The sequence below is a fragment of the Alteromonas sp. MB-3u-76 genome (assembly GCF_002831605.1).
In the GTDB taxonomy this organism is placed as follows: Bacteria; Pseudomonadota; Gammaproteobacteria; order Enterobacterales; family Alteromonadaceae; genus Alteromonas; species Alteromonas hispanica.
This window is the reverse complement of sequence record NZ_CP025115.1, coordinates 4188299-4208726: the sequence shown is the minus strand read 5'-3', so window position 1 is coordinate 4208726 and position 20428 is coordinate 4188299. Positions and strand designations below refer to the sequence as shown.

At 44.4% G+C, this 20428-nt stretch carries 16 protein-coding genes; 9 read left to right on the top strand and 7 right to left on the bottom strand.

The features are described 5' to 3' along the window. Nucleotide 1: 1 nt before the first annotated feature. The 3 genes from gspE to gspC all read right to left on the bottom strand — a co-directional run bounded on the left by gspE (nucleotide 2) and on the right by gspC (nucleotide 4628). Nucleotides 2-1564, bottom strand: coding sequence for a type II secretion system ATPase GspE (gene gspE / locus CW735_RS18700; protein WP_100973318.1), 1563 nt, complete (start codon nucleotides 1562-1564; stop codon nucleotides 2-4). A 1-nt stretch (nucleotide 1565) separates the two neighbouring features. Next, the gene (gene gspD / locus CW735_RS18695) at nucleotides 1566-3611 is read right to left on the bottom strand and encodes a type II secretion system secretin GspD (RefSeq protein WP_071980962.1); all 2046 of its coding nucleotides are present in this window, start codon (nucleotides 3609-3611) and stop codon (nucleotides 1566-1568) included. A 90-nt stretch (nucleotides 3612-3701) separates the two neighbouring features. Further along, on the bottom strand, nucleotides 3702-4628 hold the full coding sequence (gene gspC / locus CW735_RS18690; protein WP_071981397.1) for a type II secretion system protein GspC: 927 nt from the start codon (nucleotides 4626-4628) through the stop codon (nucleotides 3702-3704). 128 nt (nucleotides 4629-4756) lie between these two features. Here gspC and hslR point away from each other — a divergent pair, with 128 nt between their 5' ends. The 4 genes from hslR (at nucleotide 4757) to CW735_RS18670 (ending at nucleotide 10678) form a co-directional block, all read left to right on the top strand. Beyond that, a complete protein-coding gene (gene hslR / locus CW735_RS18685) occupies nucleotides 4757-5161 on the top strand; it encodes a ribosome-associated heat shock protein Hsp15 (RefSeq protein WP_071980961.1) in 405 nt (134 codons plus the stop codon). A 21-nt stretch (nucleotides 5162-5182) separates the two neighbouring features. Beyond that, nucleotides 5183-6082 carry an Hsp33 family molecular chaperone HslO gene (gene hslO, locus CW735_RS18680; protein ID WP_071980960.1) on the top strand — a complete coding sequence of 300 codons (900 nt, stop codon included), beginning with the start codon at nucleotides 5183-5185 and terminating at the stop codon, nucleotides 6080-6082. Nucleotides 6083-6451: 369 nt separating this feature from the next. After that, on the top strand, nucleotides 6452-8014 hold the full coding sequence (locus tag CW735_RS18675) for a phosphoenolpyruvate carboxykinase (RefSeq protein ID WP_100973092.1): 1563 nt from the start codon (nucleotides 6452-6454) through the stop codon (nucleotides 8012-8014). 255 nt (nucleotides 8015-8269) lie between these two features. Next, a complete protein-coding gene (locus CW735_RS18670) occupies nucleotides 8270-10678 on the top strand; it encodes a TIM-barrel domain-containing protein (RefSeq protein WP_100973091.1) in 2409 nt (802 codons plus the stop codon). A 26-nt stretch (nucleotides 10679-10704) separates the two neighbouring features. Here CW735_RS18670 and envZ read toward each other — a convergent pair whose 3' ends face one another. The 4 genes from envZ to CW735_RS18650 form a co-directional block, all read right to left on the bottom strand. Further along, nucleotides 10705-12030 carry a two-component system sensor histidine kinase EnvZ gene (envZ, locus tag CW735_RS18665; RefSeq protein ID WP_071980957.1) on the bottom strand — a complete coding sequence of 442 codons (1326 nt, stop codon included), beginning with the start codon at nucleotides 12028-12030 and terminating at the stop codon, nucleotides 10705-10707. 32 nt (nucleotides 12031-12062) lie between these two features. After that, nucleotides 12063-12785: an osmolarity response regulator transcription factor OmpR gene (gene ompR, locus CW735_RS18660; RefSeq protein WP_071980956.1), complete on the bottom strand. Its 723-nt coding sequence runs from the start codon at nucleotides 12783-12785 to the stop codon at nucleotides 12063-12065. A gap of 211 nt (nucleotides 12786-12996) precedes the next feature. After that, entirely contained in the window at nucleotides 12997-14124 is a 1128-nt protein-coding gene (locus CW735_RS18655; RefSeq protein ID WP_100973090.1) for a DUF2855 family protein, read from the bottom strand. 226 nt (nucleotides 14125-14350) lie between these two features. Then, the gene (locus tag CW735_RS18650) at nucleotides 14351-15259 is read right to left on the bottom strand and encodes a phosphoribulokinase (protein ID WP_071980954.1); all 909 of its coding nucleotides are present in this window, start codon (nucleotides 15257-15259) and stop codon (nucleotides 14351-14353) included. Nucleotides 15260-15411: 152 nt separating this feature from the next. Between CW735_RS18650 and CW735_RS18645 the strand changes: the two genes are divergently transcribed. The 5 genes from CW735_RS18645 to CW735_RS19675 all read left to right on the top strand — a co-directional run bounded on the left by CW735_RS18645 (nucleotide 15412) and on the right by CW735_RS19675 (nucleotide 20339). Continuing rightward, on the top strand, nucleotides 15412-18111 hold the full coding sequence (locus CW735_RS18645; RefSeq protein WP_100973089.1) for a DUF2339 domain-containing protein: 2700 nt from the start codon (nucleotides 15412-15414) through the stop codon (nucleotides 18109-18111). 158 nt (nucleotides 18112-18269) lie between these two features. Further along, complete coding sequence (locus CW735_RS18640; RefSeq protein WP_071980952.1) at nucleotides 18270-18719, top strand: hypothetical protein; 450 nt, start codon at nucleotides 18270-18272, stop codon at nucleotides 18717-18719. 4 nt (nucleotides 18720-18723) lie between these two features. Further along, complete coding sequence (locus tag CW735_RS18635; protein ID WP_100973088.1) at nucleotides 18724-19113, top strand: immunoglobulin domain-containing protein; 390 nt, start codon at nucleotides 18724-18726, stop codon at nucleotides 19111-19113. An 8-nt stretch (nucleotides 19114-19121) separates the two neighbouring features. Then, the gene (locus CW735_RS18630) at nucleotides 19122-19433 is read left to right on the top strand and encodes a helix-turn-helix transcriptional regulator (protein WP_100973087.1); all 312 of its coding nucleotides are present in this window, start codon (nucleotides 19122-19124) and stop codon (nucleotides 19431-19433) included. Between the two features lie 756 nt (nucleotides 19434-20189). Continuing rightward, on the top strand, nucleotides 20190-20339 hold the full coding sequence (locus tag CW735_RS19675) for a hypothetical protein (protein WP_156844089.1): 150 nt from the start codon (nucleotides 20190-20192) through the stop codon (nucleotides 20337-20339). Nucleotides 20340-20428: the final 89 nt, after the last annotated feature.

The following is a 20428-nucleotide window of genomic DNA, read 5'->3' as shown; positions in this document are numbered from 1 at the left end:
ATTAGTCTTCCCTCGTTACTCGTAATACTTCTTCAAGGGAGGTTACCCCAGACAGCACTTTTCTACAGCCGTCTTCTCGTATGCTAGGTGTGGTGGCTCTAATGTGACGTTCGATAGCTTGTTCACCCACCCCGTCGTGCATCATTTCCCGTACTCGTTCGTCAACAAGCAGTAGTTCATGAATACCGGTGCGACCGCGATAGCCGGTTTGATTGCAAGCAGCACATCCGCGGGGCGTATAAATAACCGTGTCGGCATTAGCAGCAGAGCCTAATACTTCGAGCTGTGATGCATCTGGCGTGTGAGGCTGTTTGCATTCTTTGCACAAGGTTCTAACCAAGCGCTGCGACAGCACAGCAAGCAAACTCGACGAGAGTAAGAAAGGCTCGATGCCCATATCTTCTAATCGCGTAATGGCGCCAGCAGCGGTATTGGTATGCAGCGTGGATAGTACCAAGTGACCGGTTAAACTGGCTTGCACAGCAATTTGGGCGGTTTCAATGTCTCGAATTTCACCCACCATTACCACGTCTGGATCTTGACGTAATATGGCGCGTAAACCTCTTGCAAAGGTCATATCTACACGAGGGTTAACCTGAGTTTGCCCAATGCCGGGTAAATCGAATTCGATAGGATCTTCAACGGTAAGGATATTTCTATCTCGAGAGTTAATCTCGCTAAGACCAGCATAAAGCGTGGTACTTTTACCTGAACCGGTAGGGCCTGTAACCAAAATAATGCCGTGGGGCTTTCTAATTAACGTAGAAAAGTGATTGCGGTTTTCTAACGTCATGCCTAAATCTTCAAGGTTTAGGCGCGCATTATTTTTATCTAGAAGACGCAGTACTACTCGCTCACCGTGGCTAGAAGGCATGGTAGATACACGAACGTCTACTGCTCGTCCCGCAATTCTCAGCGTAATACGCCCATCTTGAGGTACTCGCTTTTCGGCAATATCTAACTTCGCCATAACTTTAATTCGCGACACCAGCATGGAAGATAGCTTGCGATTAGGGCGCAGTATTTCACGTAATACACCGTCTACACGAAAGCGTACGACCAATTGATTTTCGAAAGTTTCAATATGAATATCGGACGCACCTTCTTTTATTGCCTCACCAAGCATAGCGTTAATCAGCTTGATAATTGGCGCGTCGTCTTCACTATCAAGTAAGTCTTCTGTATCAGGCAAATCTTCGGCAAGGGCAAACAGGTCGCTTTCATTGCCTAAATCTTCCATTAGCTGTTTAGCAGCCGAACTATCCCGCTGGAAAGCGGTGGTAAGAAAGCTTTCAAACTCATCGGCGGGTATCGATTTAGGCACAAAAGGCTCGCCATAAAAGCGGCGCACTTCAGCAAATACGTCAAACGGTGTGTTCTCGGTAAAATACAAAACAGCAGGAGTTTCGTTTACTTCCAGCAGCACTTGGTTTCGCTTTGCAAAACTAAAAGAAAGCTGTTTGGGCCCATCTTCTTGTTCTGGAAGATCATCTTCGCCCATTGCCTCTAGTACTTCTTCTTGTGCTTCGAGTGCCTGAGTAAGTTGTTCGTCTTGCCCTGACATACTACTCATTACCTTCTTTATTTTCTTTCTCAGTTAGATACTCTTCAAAAGAAGGGGGAAGCGACAGTTCATCATCCCAATTAGGCATTGTCGGTGTATCTGAGTTTGGCATTAACGACACACCGTCCTGCTGGCGTTTCAGCTGAAGCGCACGAATGTAATTGTACTTTCTATGGCTGATAGAGTTCATTGTGGCGCCGTCGCGAACAATCGTAGGCTTTAAAAATACCATTAGGTTGCGCTTACGCTTGCTGGTAGAGGTGGTTTTGAACAGGTTACCAAGAATTGGAATGTCACCTAGAAGCGGTACTTTTGACACACTTTCTTGAATATCTTCATCTATCAACCCACCAAGTACAATAGTGCCGCCATCATCAACAATAACCGTAGTTTTGATTTCACGCTTGTTGATAGAGATATCTACCGATGTTGCGCCGCTTACGCTTGAAACTTCTTGTTCAATTAGCAGTTGAACTGCATCACCTTCGTTTATTTGTGGAGTGACTTTAAGCTTTATACCCACTTCTTGACGATCTACGGTTTGGAATGGATTTGAATTATTGTCACCTGTTGTTGTACCCGTAATAATTGGAACTTCCTGACCGACAATAAAGAAGGCTTCTTCGTTATCCATTGTGGTAAGGTGAGGAGTAGCAAGAATATTAGAGTTAGTATCTGTACTCACCGCTTGAACAACCGCACCCCAGCCATCTTCAATAATGCCGGCAATCATGCCGTTTGCGCCGCCAAGGAGGCTGGCTAGTGCAGTGAAATCACCTTCTATCGTTTCGCTTGAGGTAACTACTTCGCCGTTTGCCGTGACGTTAGTACGATTTACTTCTCTATCTTCAGCTTGGCGTAGTGCAACACCAAGAGAGCCAACGGGTATAACGCCGTTATTAAATTGTGTGCCGCCGCCTTCTTCTGACACCCACTGCACGCCAAGGGTTGTGCCGTCACCTTCAAATACTTCAACAATAATGGCTTCAACTTGCACCTGAGCGCGGCGAATGTCGAGTTGACGAACCACTTCTTCAAGTGAGCGCATCATATCGGGTTCTGCGGTAATTACGATGGCGTTTGAGTCTTCATGGGCGTCTATACTGACATCGCGATTTGACGAAGAGCGGCGCGAAGAAGTGTTTGTGCTGCCCTGCACTTCGGCTTGGATACTTGCTGATACACCCTGAAGTACTTTTACCATGTCTTCTGCTTTTGCGTAGTTTAGGAAAAGCACTCGGGTATTGCCGTTAGACTCAAGCTCTTGGTCCATGCGTTGAATAAGGGTGATGAGTCGCTGGCGCGCTTTAACGTCGCCGCTCACAATGACGGAGTTCGTTCTGTCGTCTGCTACTACACGTGGGTCAGATTTAGCACCGGTATTTGCTTTACCCTGCGATTTATTAATGCTTTCGATGATACGCACCATCTCAGACGCTGATGCATAGCGTAACTTTACGATTTCAACTTCTTCGTCACCGGCACGGTCTACACGTTCAATTATTTCAACCAAACGGTTAACAACAGCAGCTCTACCGGTCAGCATCATTACGTTTGATGGGTCGTGGCTCACTACATTTCCGCCGCCGGCTTGGTCATTAAGTTGGCGAAGGATGGGGGCTAGTTCTCTAACCGGAACGTTGTAAACAGGCACAACGCGAGTGATGAATTCGTCACCGTCTTGCTGCGCCCCTTCAACCACCGGGATATTTGATGTTTTTGCATCTTTAGAACGCACCACCTTTAAAATGCCGCTTGGCATTTCAACAACAGCAAAATCATAAACTTGCAACACGTTAAGGAAAAACTGGTAATACTGATCTTCGCTGAGCATATCGTAACTACGCACGCTAATTTTGCCGCGTACATTAGGGTCGACAATAATCGTTCGCTCTAAGTTCTTGCCCACGATATTGATGAACTCATTAATATCGGTATCTTTAAAATTAGGCATGTATTCGGCGGCGGTCACCGAGACACACAGAAGCGCTGAACACACCGAAGTGATTAAGCGAGATAATAGTTTTTGGCTTGTGCGCCTTTTCATTCTAACTTCCTTTATTTCTTAATCTGCCTATAGCCGTTGTAGCCACGCTTCTTGCCTAACTGCAAATAATGTCAGTTTGTTATAAGAGTTTTATGACTCAGGCAAGTCGAGATACAGCGTGGTATAACTTCCATCGCGAATAATGGTTAATTCTATTGATTGCGAATTGCGAAGCTCAGATAGCGCCGCCTGCGATTGTTGTAAATCAGTAAGATCTAAACCGTTAATTTGTGAAATAACATCTCCTGATTGAAGACCCGCCGACGCAAACAGCGCAGGTTCTTTGCCGGGACTTACTTGATAACCTATTAATTGGCCGTCTTCCATTTTAGGAGATATCGAAATATAGTCGGTGAAATTAGCGGGGCTGTCTCGCAACGCAGCGGTAGCTTCTAGCGCTTCGCCACTAAGTCTTTGTTCTTCATCATCACTGTTGTTGCGCGCCGGTGAAGGCTGTTGGCGAGCTAGTTGTTCTCGCCTGCGGTTAGCTTCTTCATAATCTATACCGTCTAGCATCAAAGTTTCGTTTCTTACTCCGTTTCTTATAATAACGCGGTCGTTATATACAGTCTGAAGCGTTGCATTAGTACCTTCAATTTTTTCACCTAAACCATAAACGGCTTGGCTGCCTCTGTTTTCAATAATCGCGGTGCCCGAGTTTTTTTCCGTACTTGCAACTACCCCAGTAAGCGTTAAATTCAAGCGAGTTTCTGGAGCGTCTGTTACTTTTTCGATGGTTTCTACTTTGGGGGCGGCTGCGGCATCTCCAAATAGATTAAGCTGTTGTATTTTACTTAGGTTGACCCCACTTCTGCCGTTCGACGTACTCACAGGGGCGATACGCGCTGTGGTAGGTGTCGCAGATAATTGTGGTTCAGGTATAATCTGCCACATAAGTTTGGCTGCGAATGCAATTAAATACAGACTTAGCAGAACCACTACAAGGGTGTGTAGTTGTTTTTGATGCTGGTTCACAAAAACAACCAGGGTTTGTGGATTGGGTTTATTGAATGTCATGCTGCCACTGATGGTACTGCTTTTTAAAATTAAGTTAAATTTTTGGTTAACCGCGCTTTGGCGACCCATAATAGCCTAGTAAAGGTTAGGGTCACAACTCTAGAGCAACACCGTTACGAAATTATTATATGAACCAATCGAATAGCAACAATACAACACAAAGTGTCAGGCTGGACAAGTGGCTGTGGGCTGCAAGGTTCTTTAAAACTCGCGCGATAGCACGAGACATGGTGCAGTCGGGTAAAGTTCACTACAACGGACAGCGGGCTAAACCAAGCAGAAACGTAGAGGTTGGTGCACGGCTTTTAGTTCCCTCGGGCTTTGATAATCGCGACATTGAAGTGCTGGGTGTAAGCGATAAACGGTTGAGTGCACCGCTGGCACAGCAACTTTACGAAGAGACACCTGAAAGTGTAACAAAGCGTGAAGAAAACCAGGCGGCGCGAAAACTCAATGCCTTTCATAGCCCGAAACCCGATCACAGGCCTGATAAAAAGCAGCGACGACAGATTATTAAATTTAAACAGCAGTAACACGCTGTAAACAGGATTATTATGAGCGACTTCGACCAATTACACCGCTTTCTTTTTACTCAAGCTAACGTGCGTGGCGAGCTAGTTCGTCTTAACGACAGCTTAAAAAATATTGTACATAGCTACGAGTACCCCGTTCAGATTCAACAATTGCTTTGTGAAATGGCGGCGGCAACCTCATTACTCACCGCAACATTAAAGTTTGAAGGTGAAATTGCGCTACAGGTACAAAGCAAAGGGCCAGTAAGTTACGCGGTAGTGAATGCGACACATAATCAAACCCTTCGTGGTGTTGCGCGCTGGGATGAGACTTTAGCTACGTTGCCAACTAGCTTTTCTGAATTACTCACTCAAGCGGTATTAGTGATTACCATTACACCAGATGAAGGTGAGCGATACCAAGGCGTGGTAGCACTGGATAAACCCAGTTTGGCAGAATGTATAGAAGGCTACTTTCAGCAATCTGAACAGCTTGCTACAAAAGTTCAGCTGATGACAGACCTTCAAGATGCACAAAATGCAAAAGCAGCCGGTGTTTTGCTGCAAGTATTGCCAGCCGAGGCCGGTGCAACAGATGTGTCAGCTGCCAACGACTTTGAGCACATCAGTAAATTAACGGAAACGTTAAAAGAAGAGGAAATGTTCACGCTGTCAGTTGAAGAAATACTCTACCGCCTGTATCACCAGGAAGAGGTAGAAGTGTATCAGCCGAAACCAGTATCATTTGCGTGCACCTGTTCAAAAGAACGCAGCGCAGAAGCACTTCGACATGTAGAAAAAGCAGAGCTTATTTCTATTATCGAAGAAGAAGGGGCGGTAAAAATGAACTGTCAGTATTGCCATGTTGAGTACCGATTCGACAGGATTGATGTGGAAGCTATCCACAATGGTAATTTTGATAGCCCCTCTACGAATCAGTAAATGTTTTAGAAGTCTCTTAAATTGTACTGCAATTGACCAGTGGTTAAAAAGTGATCACTGGTCAATGTGTTGGTAGTCACTTGCTTCCTCGCTTTTTTCTCTGCATGTAAATCTCAACTTTTTTCAAAATTTTTCCAACGGTTAAGTGGCGAAAAGTGAATATAAATAACGAAGGTAATACCAATTTAATTGTTATATTTGCGGGGAAAACGTTTTTTTTGTAATTAAATAACAATATTTTTGAAAGTTAACTCATTTTAATTCGTTTTTGTTCTGGTTTTTGTCTCAATAGGCCTTGTTTACTTTGGGTTTGTCATGATGGTACTTTTTTGTAAGGCGTTTTGAAATATTACATAAAAGGTAACCACTATGACTGCTGCTGCATCAATTCAAACGGATCTGAAAGTTACACCGCTCACTAACCTGACCTCTGCCGAGCTTATTCAGCGAGCCCTTGAACGTGGCGAAGGCGTTCTCGATAAGAATGGCGCGCTTGTTGTTGAAACGGGTAAGCGAACAGGGCGTTCTCCTAACGACAGATTTATTGTTAAAGAGCCTTCAAGCGAGAATGAAATCGATTGGGGTAAAGTGAACAAGCCCTTCGACGCAGATAAGTTCGATGCATTATGGGATCGCGTTGACGCATTTCTATCATCACAAGAGCACTTTTTATCGCATTTGCAGGTGGGTTCAGATCCAGAGCACGCGATACCTCTAGAGGTTCGTACGCAGACTGCATGGCAGCATGTATTTGCCCGCAACTTATTCATTATTCCAGAGCAGTGGAATACAAGAAACGAGCAGCCTTGGCAAATACTCAATGTACCTGGGTTTGAGTGCGTGCCAGAGCGTGATGGTACGAACAGCGATGGCACCGTAATTATCAACTTTGCGAAAAAACGCGTGTTGATCGCGGGCATGCGTTATGCCGGCGAAATGAAAAAAGCGATGTTCTCGGTACAAAACTTCCTGCTACCTGCAAAAGATGTACTGCCTATGCACTGTTCGGCAAACGTGGGTGAAGAAGGCGATGTTACCTTATTCTTCGGTTTGTCAGGCACGGGAAAAACCACATTGTCTGCCGATCCAAAGCGCTTCCTTATTGGCGATGACGAGCACGGCTGGGCTCCGGGTAGCGTATTTAACATTGAGGGTGGATGCTATGCAAAATGCATCGATCTGTCGCAAAAAAATGAGCCGGTAATTTGGGATGCAATCAAATTTGGTACCATTTTAGAAAACGTTGTGCTTGATGAAACACGCACACCGGTTTATACAGATACATCGCTTACTCAAAACTCGCGTGCCGCTTACCCGTTAGAGCACATTGAAAAGCGCGTTGAACAAAATAGAGGTGGTGAGCCACGCTCTGTAGTTTTTCTTACCTGTGATGTTAGCGGCGTATTACCTCCAGTATCTGTGTTGAGTGAAGAGGCTGCTGCCTATCATTTCCTCAGTGGTTACACTGCGAAAGTGGGCTCTACGGAAATCGGTTCTACAAGCGATATCGAATCTACATTTTCTACGTGTTTTGGCGCGCCCTTCTTCCCCCGTCCTGCAAGCGTTTATGCAGAACTGCTAATAAAGCGCGTGAAATCGTTTGGTGCAAAAGTGTTCTTGGTGAATACGGGCTGGACTGGCGGGCCATATGGAACAGGAAGCCGTTTCGATATACCCACTACTCGCGCCATTATCGACGCCATTGTTTCGGGTGAACTTGAAAATGTTGAAACTCAGCACATTGATGGACTCAATCTGGATGTTCCTGTTGCAGTTCCTGGTGTTGATACAAACCTACTTGTTCCTAAGAATACGTGGGAAGATAAAGCACGCTACGAAGAATTTGCGGCTAATTTAGTAAATGACTTCCAGCAAAACTTTGAAAAATACGATGTGAGTGATGCAATCGTTAAAGCCGGTCCAGGAAACTGATACGGTTAAGATTTCTCATATGAAAAAAGTTAGTTAACAGAACTAGCTTAGAGCAGTAGCAAACAAAAACGCCAAGCCCACGCATAGCCGTGGGCTTTTTTTAACAATTTTTACATTATGAATACGTATGTTTATTTTGTTTGGTATTCGGCCTCGGTATCATCAATATTCCACTGACTTTTTAGTGCGTAGGCAAACGGTCTTTTACCCTGCACCGAGCTTGTACCATGCACTTACACATTTTAAGGTTTGAAAATGTTGAGATCCACCAAGCCGTTTTTGCTTTTAGCTTTGTTATCAGCCTTCTTTAGCTCGTTATTACACGCTGAAATAGTTGGCTATGTGTTAAAGGGAAATACGCTGCATGTGAATACCGACACAAGCGACTTTACCGTGTCTGTTGCGGCAACAAACAGCTTTGTGGTTACCCTTAAAACCGACGATAGCGGCAAAGCATATGCTAATTTGCCAAGTATGGCACTTGCTCACTCTTCTATGGGCGAAGATATTCACCCTACTGTAGAGGACACCCCTACAACTATCTCGTTGAACTGGCAAAATGCTACCGTCAATATTGATAAAGCCTCCCATCGCATGACTTATCTCATGAACGGGAAGCAAGTGGTGAAAGAGCAAAAAGGCCTGTCAGTGCAAGGCGAAAGAATTTCAGCGTCGTTTTCCTTAGATGATTCAGAAAAAATTTATGGCGGGGGGCAGCGCGTTTTAGGTATGGATCGTCGTGGCCAGCAGATGCCGCTTTATAACAAAGCACATTACGGCTACACCACATCGTCAAGTCAGATGTATTTTGGTTTGTCTGCTGTGATGTCTTCTAAGCACTATGCCGTTCTTTTTGATAATACCGCGTCGGGAACCCTAGACATTGGTGCAAGCAATACCAATGAGTTGTTGTTTCAAGCTGACGGAGGTAGGGCTAGCTATGTAATAGTGCTTGGTGAAAGTGTGGCCGATACGGTGCAAAAAACGGTTTCGCTAACGGGTAAGCAGCCGTTGCCGCCAAGGTGGCTGTTGGGAAATTTTGCCTCTCGCTTTGGCTATAAAAGTCAGCAAGAGGTAATAGATGTAGTTGGCGCGTTTAATCAGCAAGATATTCCTGTCGACGCTGTGGTGCTGGACCTTTACTGGTTTGGTAAAGACGTTAAAGGCCATATGGGAAATTTACAGTGGGATAATGCTGCGTTTCCAGAACCTGAGCAAATGATAGCGCAGCTAAAACAGCAAGATGTAAAAACTGTGCTTATAACAGAGCCTTTTATCCTCACTTCTTCAGCACAATGGGAAAGTGCGGTATTAAACGACGCCTTGGTAAAAAAAGCGGATGGAGCGCCTTACACGTTCGATTTCTATTTTGGCAATACCGGGCTTGTAGATGTATTTAGCGAGGCAGGCCAAGACTGGTTTTGGCAGTTCTACGAAAAGCTTGCTGCTCAAGGCGTAGCAGGGTGGTGGGGAGATTTAGGCGAACCAGAAGTACACCCAGATGACAGCATTCACCTATGGGATTCTAAACCGGTACGAGCGAAAGCATTACATAACGGTTATGGGCACCAATGGGCAAAGTTGGTTTATAGCAATTTGCGAAAGCTACAGCCAGAAACCCGTCCGTTTGTGCTCATGCGCTCTGGGTTTATTGGAAGTCAGCGATACGGAATGGTGCCATGGACTGGTGATGTAAGCAGAAGTTGGGGAGGACTCGCGCCTCAGGTAGAGTTGGCACTACAAATGAGTATTTTTGGTCTGGCCTACACACATTCCGACCTAGGTGGCTTTGCAGGAGGCGATGCCTTCGACCCAGAACTTTACACGCGTTGGTTACAGTTTGGTGCCTTCACCCCTGTTTTCAGGCCGCATGCTCAAGACAGTATTGCGCCTGAGCCTATTTTCCACCCCGACCCGGTAAAGTCTATTGTAAGGGAGTTTATAAAGTTACGTTACGCCATGTTGCCGTACAATTATGGGTTAGCGTTTGAAAATGCATTAAGCGGTTCGCCGTTAATGCGTCCACTCTCGTACGTTTACTCTGATGATAAATGGTTCGATCATGCCGACAGCTATATGTGGGGCGATGCACTGTTGGTATCGCCGGTCACGCAGCCCAAGCAGTCTCAGTGGGATGCATTATTACCAGAGGGCGTATGGTTCGACTTTTTCTCAGGCGAGCGCTTCGTTGGCGATCAAGAGGTGGCGTATCCTCTGCGGGACGATAACTTTCCCGTTTGGGTAAAAGCGGGCAGCTTTATCCCTATGTCAGAAGGATTGAGCCGCACCGAAGATTACGACCCTTCACGCTTAACCATGCATTACTGGTTTGACAATTCAGTTGCGTCTTCAGGCTATACGTTTTATGAGGATAACGGTAAAAGCCCCCATTCAGTCGACAAAAACACCTTTGCTACTATCGAGTTTAAAGCCTTGCGCAAAGGAAATAGTAGCGTAATGGTGTCGATAAACAGTGATGGTAGCTACATTGGTATGCCACAACAGCGCGAATTTTTGTGGGTAGTTCACGGTTTTGAAGACGCGCCTAAAACCTTGCGTGTCAATGGTAGAAACTCCAATTTCAACTGGAACGAGAACAAGCAAACGCTCACGTTCACAGTGCCATATACCTACCAGCAAGCTGTTGATATTACGATAAACTAAGTCCAAGCCAGTATTGATGTACTGGGTTAACCTTTTATTGGTGAAAAGGGAATGAAAAATTCGGCGACTAGGCCTTGCTGTGGATGATTGCGCAGGGAAACCTCGCCGTGGTGGGCTTCAATGATTCGCCTAATAATAGCCAGCCCAAGGCCGGAGCCTGATGAGTTCCGCGCCTTATCACCTTGAGCAAAGGGTAAAAATACATTGTCTAAATCGGCATGTGGAATACCCTGCCCAAAGTCTCGTACTTTGCAATACACGCGCTTCTCATGGCGGTTGTAAAAGCTGCTAATGGCGATGTCGTCAGAACCGTATTTGAATGCATTTTCAATCAGGTTATCGATAACCCTTTTCATCGCGACTCTTCTTAAAGGCAGCATGGGGAGCGAGTTTAGCTGAAGCTCTATATGATGCTTCTCGTCAAGTTGTCTTGCCTGAACAAGGTCGGCAATAATAGAGTTTAAATCGGTTTCTTGGGTAACTTCTTCAGTGTCATAACGGGCATAATCGATAAATTGATCGATAATGGCATTCATATCTTCAATGTCGTTCACAATGCCGTCTTTAATCCAGTCCTGATCTTCTGGCAGCATCTCCGAGGCAAGCCTGATACGGGTTAGCGGCGTTCTTAGGTCGTGTGAAATTCCGGCTGTCATCACATTTCTATCAGTTTCGAGTTGCTTGATACCCTGATTCATACGATTAAACGCCCGGGTAACCTGAATCATTTCAGTGCTGCCTTGTTCAGGCAAAGGAGAAGGATGTTCGCCTTTACCTACTGCAATAGCCGCTTTTTGTAATGCTGATAGCGGCCGTGTCATTCGTCCTACAAATAACCATCCACCGGCAACGCTCAAAATACCTATCACCATTAAATACATCGTAAGAGGAGAAATGTTGGCTTCATTTAACCCTGAAATGGGAATGGATATCCAAGTGTCAGGGTAGCGATTAAGAGAAATCCACACGGTATAGGGAGCGCTTTCATCACTGGCTTGCGACTCGGTGCTTATGCGAACGTCGGCAAGTTGATTAATGCTTTCACTAATTTGAGAAGACATGAAGCCATAGTAAACAGCTGTGTCTAACCCATTTTTTCGCGCTACGCTTTCATCGAATACATTAACTTGCGTGTCTTTGTAATAGGCTGTGCGAGTGTCTTGATTGCTTACCAATAAGTCGTTAGCTAATACCGACTTTACTTGTGTCGCTAATAAACTATTAATTTGTTGATAGCTAGGCTGTATAAAATAGTAAGTAACGGAAATGTACGACACTATTTGATTAATTAGCAGCAAAACACCAATCAATAAGACAGTTTGTCCAAAAGCACTTTTTGGTGTTATACGCATGCTTGTCTCACATTAACGACTCAATTTAACGACTACACTTGCTCGCCATCGGGCACAAAGACGTAACCTAACCCCCACACGGTTTGAATATAGCGAGGGTTGGCTGGATCTTCTTCTAGCATTCTGCGCAAGCGAGATACCTGTACATCAATACTACGCTCAAGCGCGCTATAGTCTCTACCCCTAGCGAGGTTCATAAGTTTATCTCGAGAAAGCGGCTCTCGCGGGTGAGTAACTAACGATTTAAGCACCGCAAATTCGCCGCTAGTTAGCGTTAAAGGCGTACTGCCAGATGTCATTTCTCGAGTCGCTAAATTTAATGTGTAATTACCAAACTCAATAATCTGCACATCTTTTGACGGTGCACCCGGTGCTTCACTGCTGCGCCTTCGTAAAACTGCCTTGGCTCGTGCAAGTAACTCTCTAGGGTTGAACGGCTTCGGAAGGTAATCGTCGGCACCCATTTCTAAACCAATAATACGGTCTACTTCATCACCTTTGGCGGTAAGCATAATAATAGGTATGTCATTACCTGTTTGACGTAAACGACGGCAAATAGAAAGGCCGTCTTCGCCAGGTAACATAAGATCTAGCACCATCAGATGAAAGTTTTCGCGTTCTAATAATCTGTCCATTTGCTCGGCATTTGCGGCACTTCGGACTTGATAGTCTTGCTCTAGTAAATAGCGCTCTAATAGGCTTCTAAGGCGCATATCGTCATCGACAACGAGAATCTTTGAGGTTTCCTGACCCATGAACATACCCTTGGTAATACATTTGTTTCACTATAACCACAAGGCGATAAATACAAAAGCAAGAAAATGTAAAATGAGGAGGGGGTTTGTTACAAATAGTGTCTAACCGATAAAAAGGGCGAAAAGGGACAAGCACTTAAGGAGCTAAGATCCTAAAGGTCCGCGCTCCTAAAGATCTAGGCACCTAAAGAACTGCTCTTAGTAGTCAGCGTTATTTAAACGACACCACGTTTAATGCTTTTGTGTCGGCGTTGCCGTTTAGTGTTTCTTTGTATAGCGCGATAATGTTGTCAGTCCCTACATGGGTTTGCTCGAAAAAAGTGTTGTCGACCTTTTGCGCAAACCTCTGCCACGCCGAGGCGTATTTCTTGAGAAACACATCGTGTCCCCATTCTTTTTGGCGCAGCTTTACTCTGGAAGGTGCAAAGAAAATTTCTGCATCAAGTAATTTAGGGTTGGGTTTTTCTTGGGCTTCCCAGTCGGTTGCGCCAATGAGTGAAACCTTACTCAACTTATCGCCAATAGCGTGAGTAATGTTGTTAATCAAGGTGCCGTTAGCTGCAAAGTCTAGAAGCCAAAAAGTATCGGTTTTATCGAGTTTTTCCAGTTCGTTGTAGCTAACAACATCATCATAGCAGCCGGTGGCTTTCACCATTTCTACATTAGATGGCGAGGTAAGCCCGATCACTTTATAGGTTGCGCTTCGTTGTTCTTTTTGATCTATTAGCAGTTGTGCAGTGCCCAGTGCTGTTTTGCTTGATGCACTTGAAAGTAGTAACGACTCGCCTTTAGAAAGCTCTGCCACGTAATCGTCTAGCACGAAAGAAGTCATATACAGAGGGCGAAAGTTAAGCTGCCACGCTTCACGGTTTGCATCGTAACCAGGGTCGGCGCTGCAGCGAAGGTATTGGTCGTATACTGGGCTAATACTTTTGCGGTTCTCATGAATATCAGAGAAACCATGAGGCGCTACTTTACCTGCTTTTATCACCAAGTGACTGGCCATTGGCAGGTAGCCAAATACTTTTTCACCTTCTTGAATATCAGGGTGGCGAGACAGTTTTACCGTTGCAAAACCCCACACCGGAACGATGCCATAACCTTCTTCAGCGGGAAAAAACCCCCAGTAGCCCATTTTAAAACCCAGCGCAGCATAGGTAATGTTGTTTGCTGAAAACCCAAAATTGTCTGTTTCCAGAATTAGCTCATCATCGCCAAGTTCTTCGGCATTAAGCGATACCTCAACCACTTTGGTTTCGTTGAGGTGGTCTTGGTTTAGCCATATTTGAGTAGAAGATATGACAGAAGAAACGATAGGGTTTGAATGTGCTGATGTCATGAAAATTATCCTAAAGACCCGATTTAGGTAATACCATGACGCAGTTGAAATTGTATTGCTACTTGTCATTGTTAATATATTGTTATAGAAAATATATATGCACGCTTTGGTGTGCATCAATCTTTAAAATAACAGTAGGAATTATTCAAAATGAATGAAGATAAAATGGCCGTCGCTATTAATACCTGTGAATAACTGCTGTAGCCTTTAAGCCGGACGAGGAGATCTATTCCTCGTCTGAATTCAACCAATCCATTTGATGCCCTGCGCGGCGCTTTTTGTTTAAAATATCTTCAAGCAATGGAGACAGAATAAGTTCCATGGCAAGGCCCATTTTACCACCTGGAACAACAAGGGTATTAATACGAGACATAAAGGCACCGTCTATCATTTTAAGCAGGTAAGGATAGTCTACGTTTTTCATTTCCCGTCTAAACCGCACTACTACAAAACTTTCGTCTTGAGTGGGTATTTCTCGGGCGCTAAATGGGTTTGATGTATCTACCGTAGGCACCCGTTGAAAATTCACATGAGTGCGAGAAAATTGAGGGGTTATATAATGAAAGTAATCGTCTAGCCCGCGCACTATGCTGCTCATTACGGCTTCTCGTGAGTGTCCTCGGTCTGTGGTGTCGCGAACAATTTTTTGAATCCACTCTAAATTTACAATAGGTACCATGCCCACCAGTAAATCGACATGTTTCGCCACATCATTTTCGTCAGTTTTCACGCCGCCGTGAAGGCCTTCGTAAAACAGCAAGTCAGTATTTGCTGGTAAATCTTGCCATGGAGTAAACGTCCCAGGCATTTGATTAAATGGTACGGCTTCATCGAAGGTGTGCAGGTATTGTCTGAATTGTCCGGTGCCCGAACTTCCGTATTCTCTGAACACAGACTCCAACAGTTCAAAGTCATTCGCTTTGGGCCCAAAATAGCTGATATGTCGACCTTGTTCCTGTGCCTTACGAATTTCTACTTCCATTTCAGGTCGTGTGAAGCGGTGAAAACTATCGCCGCCTACCACCGCAGCGTTCACATTTAAATTTCTAAAAATGTGGCGTATGGCGTTGGTGGTGGTGGTTGTTCCCGCACCAGATGAACCTGTTATAGCAATAATAGGGTGTTTGACAGACATAGGATTTCTTGTTGGAAATGACAGTGACTAGTTATAAGCCGATGTGCGATAAGAATCAAGGGTACTGCAAGGCAGCTATTTGACTTTTTCGTGAGTATACCGCACCTTAATGCGCTGTCATTTGACGATACATTTCTACAGGGACCTTGGTTATGTTGCTATTATTAGGTGTGCTTTTCGCTTTATTGGTATGCATTGGCGCGCTTTTGTCGTATTCACAGCAAAGTCAGATTACAGCCCTTTCAAATGACATCAAGGCACTTAAGAAGCAACTGGCAACTCAGGATTCTAGTGGGTTAAAACACTCTAACTCTCAAGCTCACATCGATAATGCTGGCGATAAGCACAGTAGCGAAAATAAGCATCCCTCCTTTGAACAGCCAAATGGCTCTGAACAGCAAGTAGCGTTAGATACAGAAGACGTTGAGAGCGAAAAAAGTAGCAGAGTGCCGCTTCTTCAGCGTTTCCTTTCAGATGAATCAAGTCTGATGACGTCTATAAAGCGTCACGGTTTATTGTGGCTTGGCGGTGTAGTTCTTGCTGTGGGAGGCGTATTCCTTGCTGTTTATTCGGTTGAGGCTGGATTGTTATCGGCTGAAATACGTGTGCTAATAGGTGCGGCGTTTGGCATTGCCTTGGTGGCTGGCGCCGAATATCTCGCCAGGCACCGAGAAAAATTCAGTATTTACTCTCCCACTATTTGTGCAGCTTTGGCCAGTGGAGGTGTAATAACTTGCTACGCAATAATTCTTGTCGCCTATGATTTCTATCAGTTTATAGCACCTGTAGTCGCTTTTTTGTTGATGGCGGTAGTTGCTTTCGGCGCTATTTCACTAGCACTAAGATACGGTCCTCTGTTGGCGTCGATTGGCATTGTGGGAGCATATGCAATTCCTGCTTTAATAAAAACAGACGCTAACAGCATTGTCACCTTACTAGTGTTTATTTCTCTAGTGTCGCTCTCGGGCGTATGGATTTCTCAGAAAGTGTCGCAGATGTGGCTATGGCGTCTCAGCGTTTTGGGCCATTTTGCTTGGGCGTTTATGTCGCTCACCCAATCCGATAAGGCCGATATTTTGATTTGGCTTGGGTTTACCGTTTTTTCTGTTTATTTATTCTGTTTCACGCACACACTAGGCTGGTCGCTGCGGGATAAACTTAATGAGACCTTATCTCTTAAAGAGCTAATAAAACCTTCACGGGAAATGGTGGGGGTGTTGTTATCTTTTATTTTAATGCATACCTATTTAGTGTTTTATGCAGAAGATATGCACATTTGGTTAAGCGCTGCCGTTTTAGGAGCATTATTGCTGCTGCCATCTTATCGACACAGCATATTTGATAGCTGGCCGTTTCTTTTGCTTGTTGCTGCGGTGGGTCATGTGGTGATGCTAGAAGATATGTTTATCATCGAAGCTATTACAGGGCGCGCCTCTGGAAACGCGGGACGCATTACTGATATCAACACAGTATTTTCAGGTGTTTATCTGTATGTGCAAATTGCAGCACTTGCTATAACATCTTATGTCGCGCTTATGGCGCACAAAACGCAGCGTCCAGCGTTTTGGATTTACATTGTCGCTTTTCCTATCACCTTATTCGGTGTGAGCTATGCACTTACTGCCACATTCGCCCAGCAACTTGTGTACAGTGTTTGGGCCTTTGAGCTGGCGCTTTTAGCCATTTTAAGTACATGGGTGGTAATCAAGTCGCAAAAATTCGCGCAGCTGACTTACGCAGTGCTCGCCAATGCCTGTCTTACGCTGTGTTTAACTATGTTGTTAGATGCCGCAGTGCTGTCGTTCGCGCTAGCATTGCAAGTGGCTAGCATCAGCGTATTGAGTCTTCGCTATAAAGTCAGCTTGCCAGATTGGCTTTATAAAGTGCTGCTAGCCATTGTTATGGTGCGTATTACAGTGGCTCCTTGGCTTGCAGACTACGCTTACGAGTCTATATTAGGCGTGCACTGGACTGCCGTTATCTATCCTTTCATTTTCTTATCATTACTTATTGCTAGGAAGTACAACCCTTCAGATAGCCTAAAGATATGGTTGGAAGGGGCATTACTTCATCTAATTGCGCTGTTTATCACTACAGAGCCAGGCTATTACCTAACAAGGAATTACCCCAGTGTTTTTTCAGCTACCTATCAAGAGAGTGTACTGTTGGCACTTGGTTGGGTCGCGCTTTCTGGTGCATATTATTACCGAGCATATATTGCTAGTACCATGACAGTGTTATACCGCAATGCCGCCCTCGTTTTGCTTATCGGTGCAGGTATTATCCACACAGATATAAGTATCAAGCACAACCCTTTTATATACGCGCAGCCTACGGGAGATGGTGCCGTTTTTAACTGGTTGCTGCTTCAGTGGTTACTGCCTGCTGCACTAATAGGTTGCATACTTTCTAGCGTGCTGCAGCGTAGAGTTTTAGGTTCGTTAAATGCACTATCTTCATTAATCAGTCAACAGCTTCATATTGGCTTAGGTGCCATTGCCGGTGGTTTTGCATTTCTCTATGTAAACAGTGTAATTCGCGGCGCTTTTCATCAGGCCAGCATTATTTTAGATACTGGATTCACTCAACCTGAGCTTTACACCTACTCTATCTGTTGGCTTGTTATCGCAACCACCACCATATTTATAGGGCAAATAAAGCAGCGTGTTTTAGCAGTAAAGCTTGGCTTCGGTTTATTAGCTGTAGTGATCTTAAAAGCGTTTGTTATTGATATGGCAAATCTCGAAGGTTTATATCGTGCGCTTTCCTTTATCGGGCTAGGTCTAAGCTTGGTTGGCATTAGTTGGCTGTTCCAAAAGCTGCGTGGCGATGCTGAATTGTCTGGCGCATGAGTTTTTATTTTCTTATTATATTTTAGTGGTTTAGCAATGCGACACAGGGGTGTCGTATGACAAAAACAGATGATTTACTGTCCTGTCGCATTAGTGCCGTTTCACTTACTCGCTATTTCCGATGAAATGCGCTGGCATTGAAGCAAAGGAGAACAATCATGCAAACAAATGAAGTTATAAAACAATCGCTAGTATCAAGAAGAGAACATATGAGTCAAGTATCGCTAAATAATGGGTATTGGTTTTATTTCGACCACGAGGGTAATGATATCTCTATGTGGGGCTCGGTGTTTAGCGGTAAGGAAAAAGTGTCTTTCAATAACGAAGTGGTATCGTCGTTTAGAAATTTAAGCAGCACGAAAAGTGAGCATGCGTTTACTAAAAATGGTCATGAGTATCTCGTAAAAACACACATGACCCATGTTTTACGTGGTGAATTAAAGGTCACTCTTTTTTGTGATGGGAAAGAAGTGGCCAGCGAAACGCTATCGCAATTGGAAAAAGGAAATTTACTGAAATCCTTTTTCAGTATGGATAAGCTTTTATTCGTAGGGTTAATTGTGGGCTTTCTTTGCGGTTATTTAGGCTTTATGAGTTTCTCCGGATAGTATTATGACGCAAATAACAATGAGGCAGGGGCTCTGGTGTCACTTGCAACACGAAGGCCACGATATAGCGGTACACTGCAGTTTATGGTCGGGGAAAGAGGTTGTGTATGTGGACGACCACCCTGTATCAGAACATCGCAACTTGTTTCGATTTACAGGTCGACACGCGCTTAGGCTAAACGACCAAGATTATACTCTCGAGGTGGAAGTGGAGAACCCTTTCACTTACCGTACAGAGGTGCGCCTTAAAAAAGGTGCACGCACTGTAAAACGAGAGTCTACCTCTATGCTTTCTCGCGATAATTCGCTTGTTAAAAACATCGCGGTGATTGCCGGTATAGCCGCTTTGGGGGCGGTGTTTGGTTATTTTGCAGTTATGCTATTTGCAGGGTGAAATAACAAATGGAAGTTAGAGGCGATATTGTAAAAGAGATGCGCATAGAGCGAGCGTGGACCCAAGCGCAGCTTGCAGAGTTATGTGACGTGAATTTACGCACCATTCAGCGAGTGGAAAACAAAGGGAATGCATCGCTGGAGACCATAATGGCCTTATGTGTAGCCTTTGATGTAAAGCGTCAGACATTATTTAAAGTGCCGGAAATAACAGAAGTAGAGCCAGCACGACAAAATCCAGTAAAAGCGTACTTATTTATTTTTATCTGTGGTCTTGTGGTTGGTGGTGGAGCCAGTACAACAATTTTAGCGCTGCTCTAAAGTCGATTGGTGTTAACGACATTATTTGGATTGGTCATCACTTGAACACTCTTTATAAAGAACAAGATCAAATCTGACAGTCTCTAGTGTACGTAAACCGGAAGTTGATTATTTATTACTTAATGGACCCAAAGAGCTAGTTTCTGCTCAAAATATTGACATATTGAGAGTTAAATGCCTGTCTACGTATACGGTCGTAGCTGCCTTCCCCTATATTCAGGAAAACGACCCAATCGCGCGTTTTTGTCCTCTACGTATTTAGCCCTTATTAAGCGTGACCTCTGTACTCTTTGACTTTCAGTAAACTCTGAATGATGGCACTATGGATAAAAACGAGCACATGCTCGGAAGAAAAACGCGCAATTTGCGCACTACTAAATTGTTATATGCCATAAGAATGCAATGGACATAAATTTCCCCAAACACAAAAGAGTCGCGCATTCAATGGCCCTTTTCGTATTGCCTGCTTTTTGTGTACTAGTTGGCTTAGTTTTTATGGGCGTAAATCTGTGGTTATCAGTTTTTCTATCTTTCTTGGCTGTTGGAGTTACGTTCTTTTTGAGAATATATCGCTATAGGCGACATCACTCAAAATTCTTAGACTGTTTCGGAAAAAGCATCAAAAATTCATATTTTTATCAGTCGGAATATGCAATTGGAGCAGTTCCTTTTGAAAATAAGTTTCTATCATGCTCTGCTAGGATAGATGGAGATAATTTGTTGTTCGGGCGGTCTAGACATTTTAGGTCAGTCGAATTGGGGAAAATAATTGATATAGAAATACTCCAATGCTTGGGGCACGAAGTAGCAAAGCTAGAGATTGAAGACAGCAAAGACAGTCGTCCACTATTCATTCCTTGGTCTCCTTTATTGGCAGAAAAGGTAAAATTCAGCAATGGCATATAACAAGCAAATAATGGCACTCGCTGTCGCTCGCTGGGACGCAAACACGTGCGCGGCTTCGCCATTATTGCACACGTGTTTACGCCCCATAT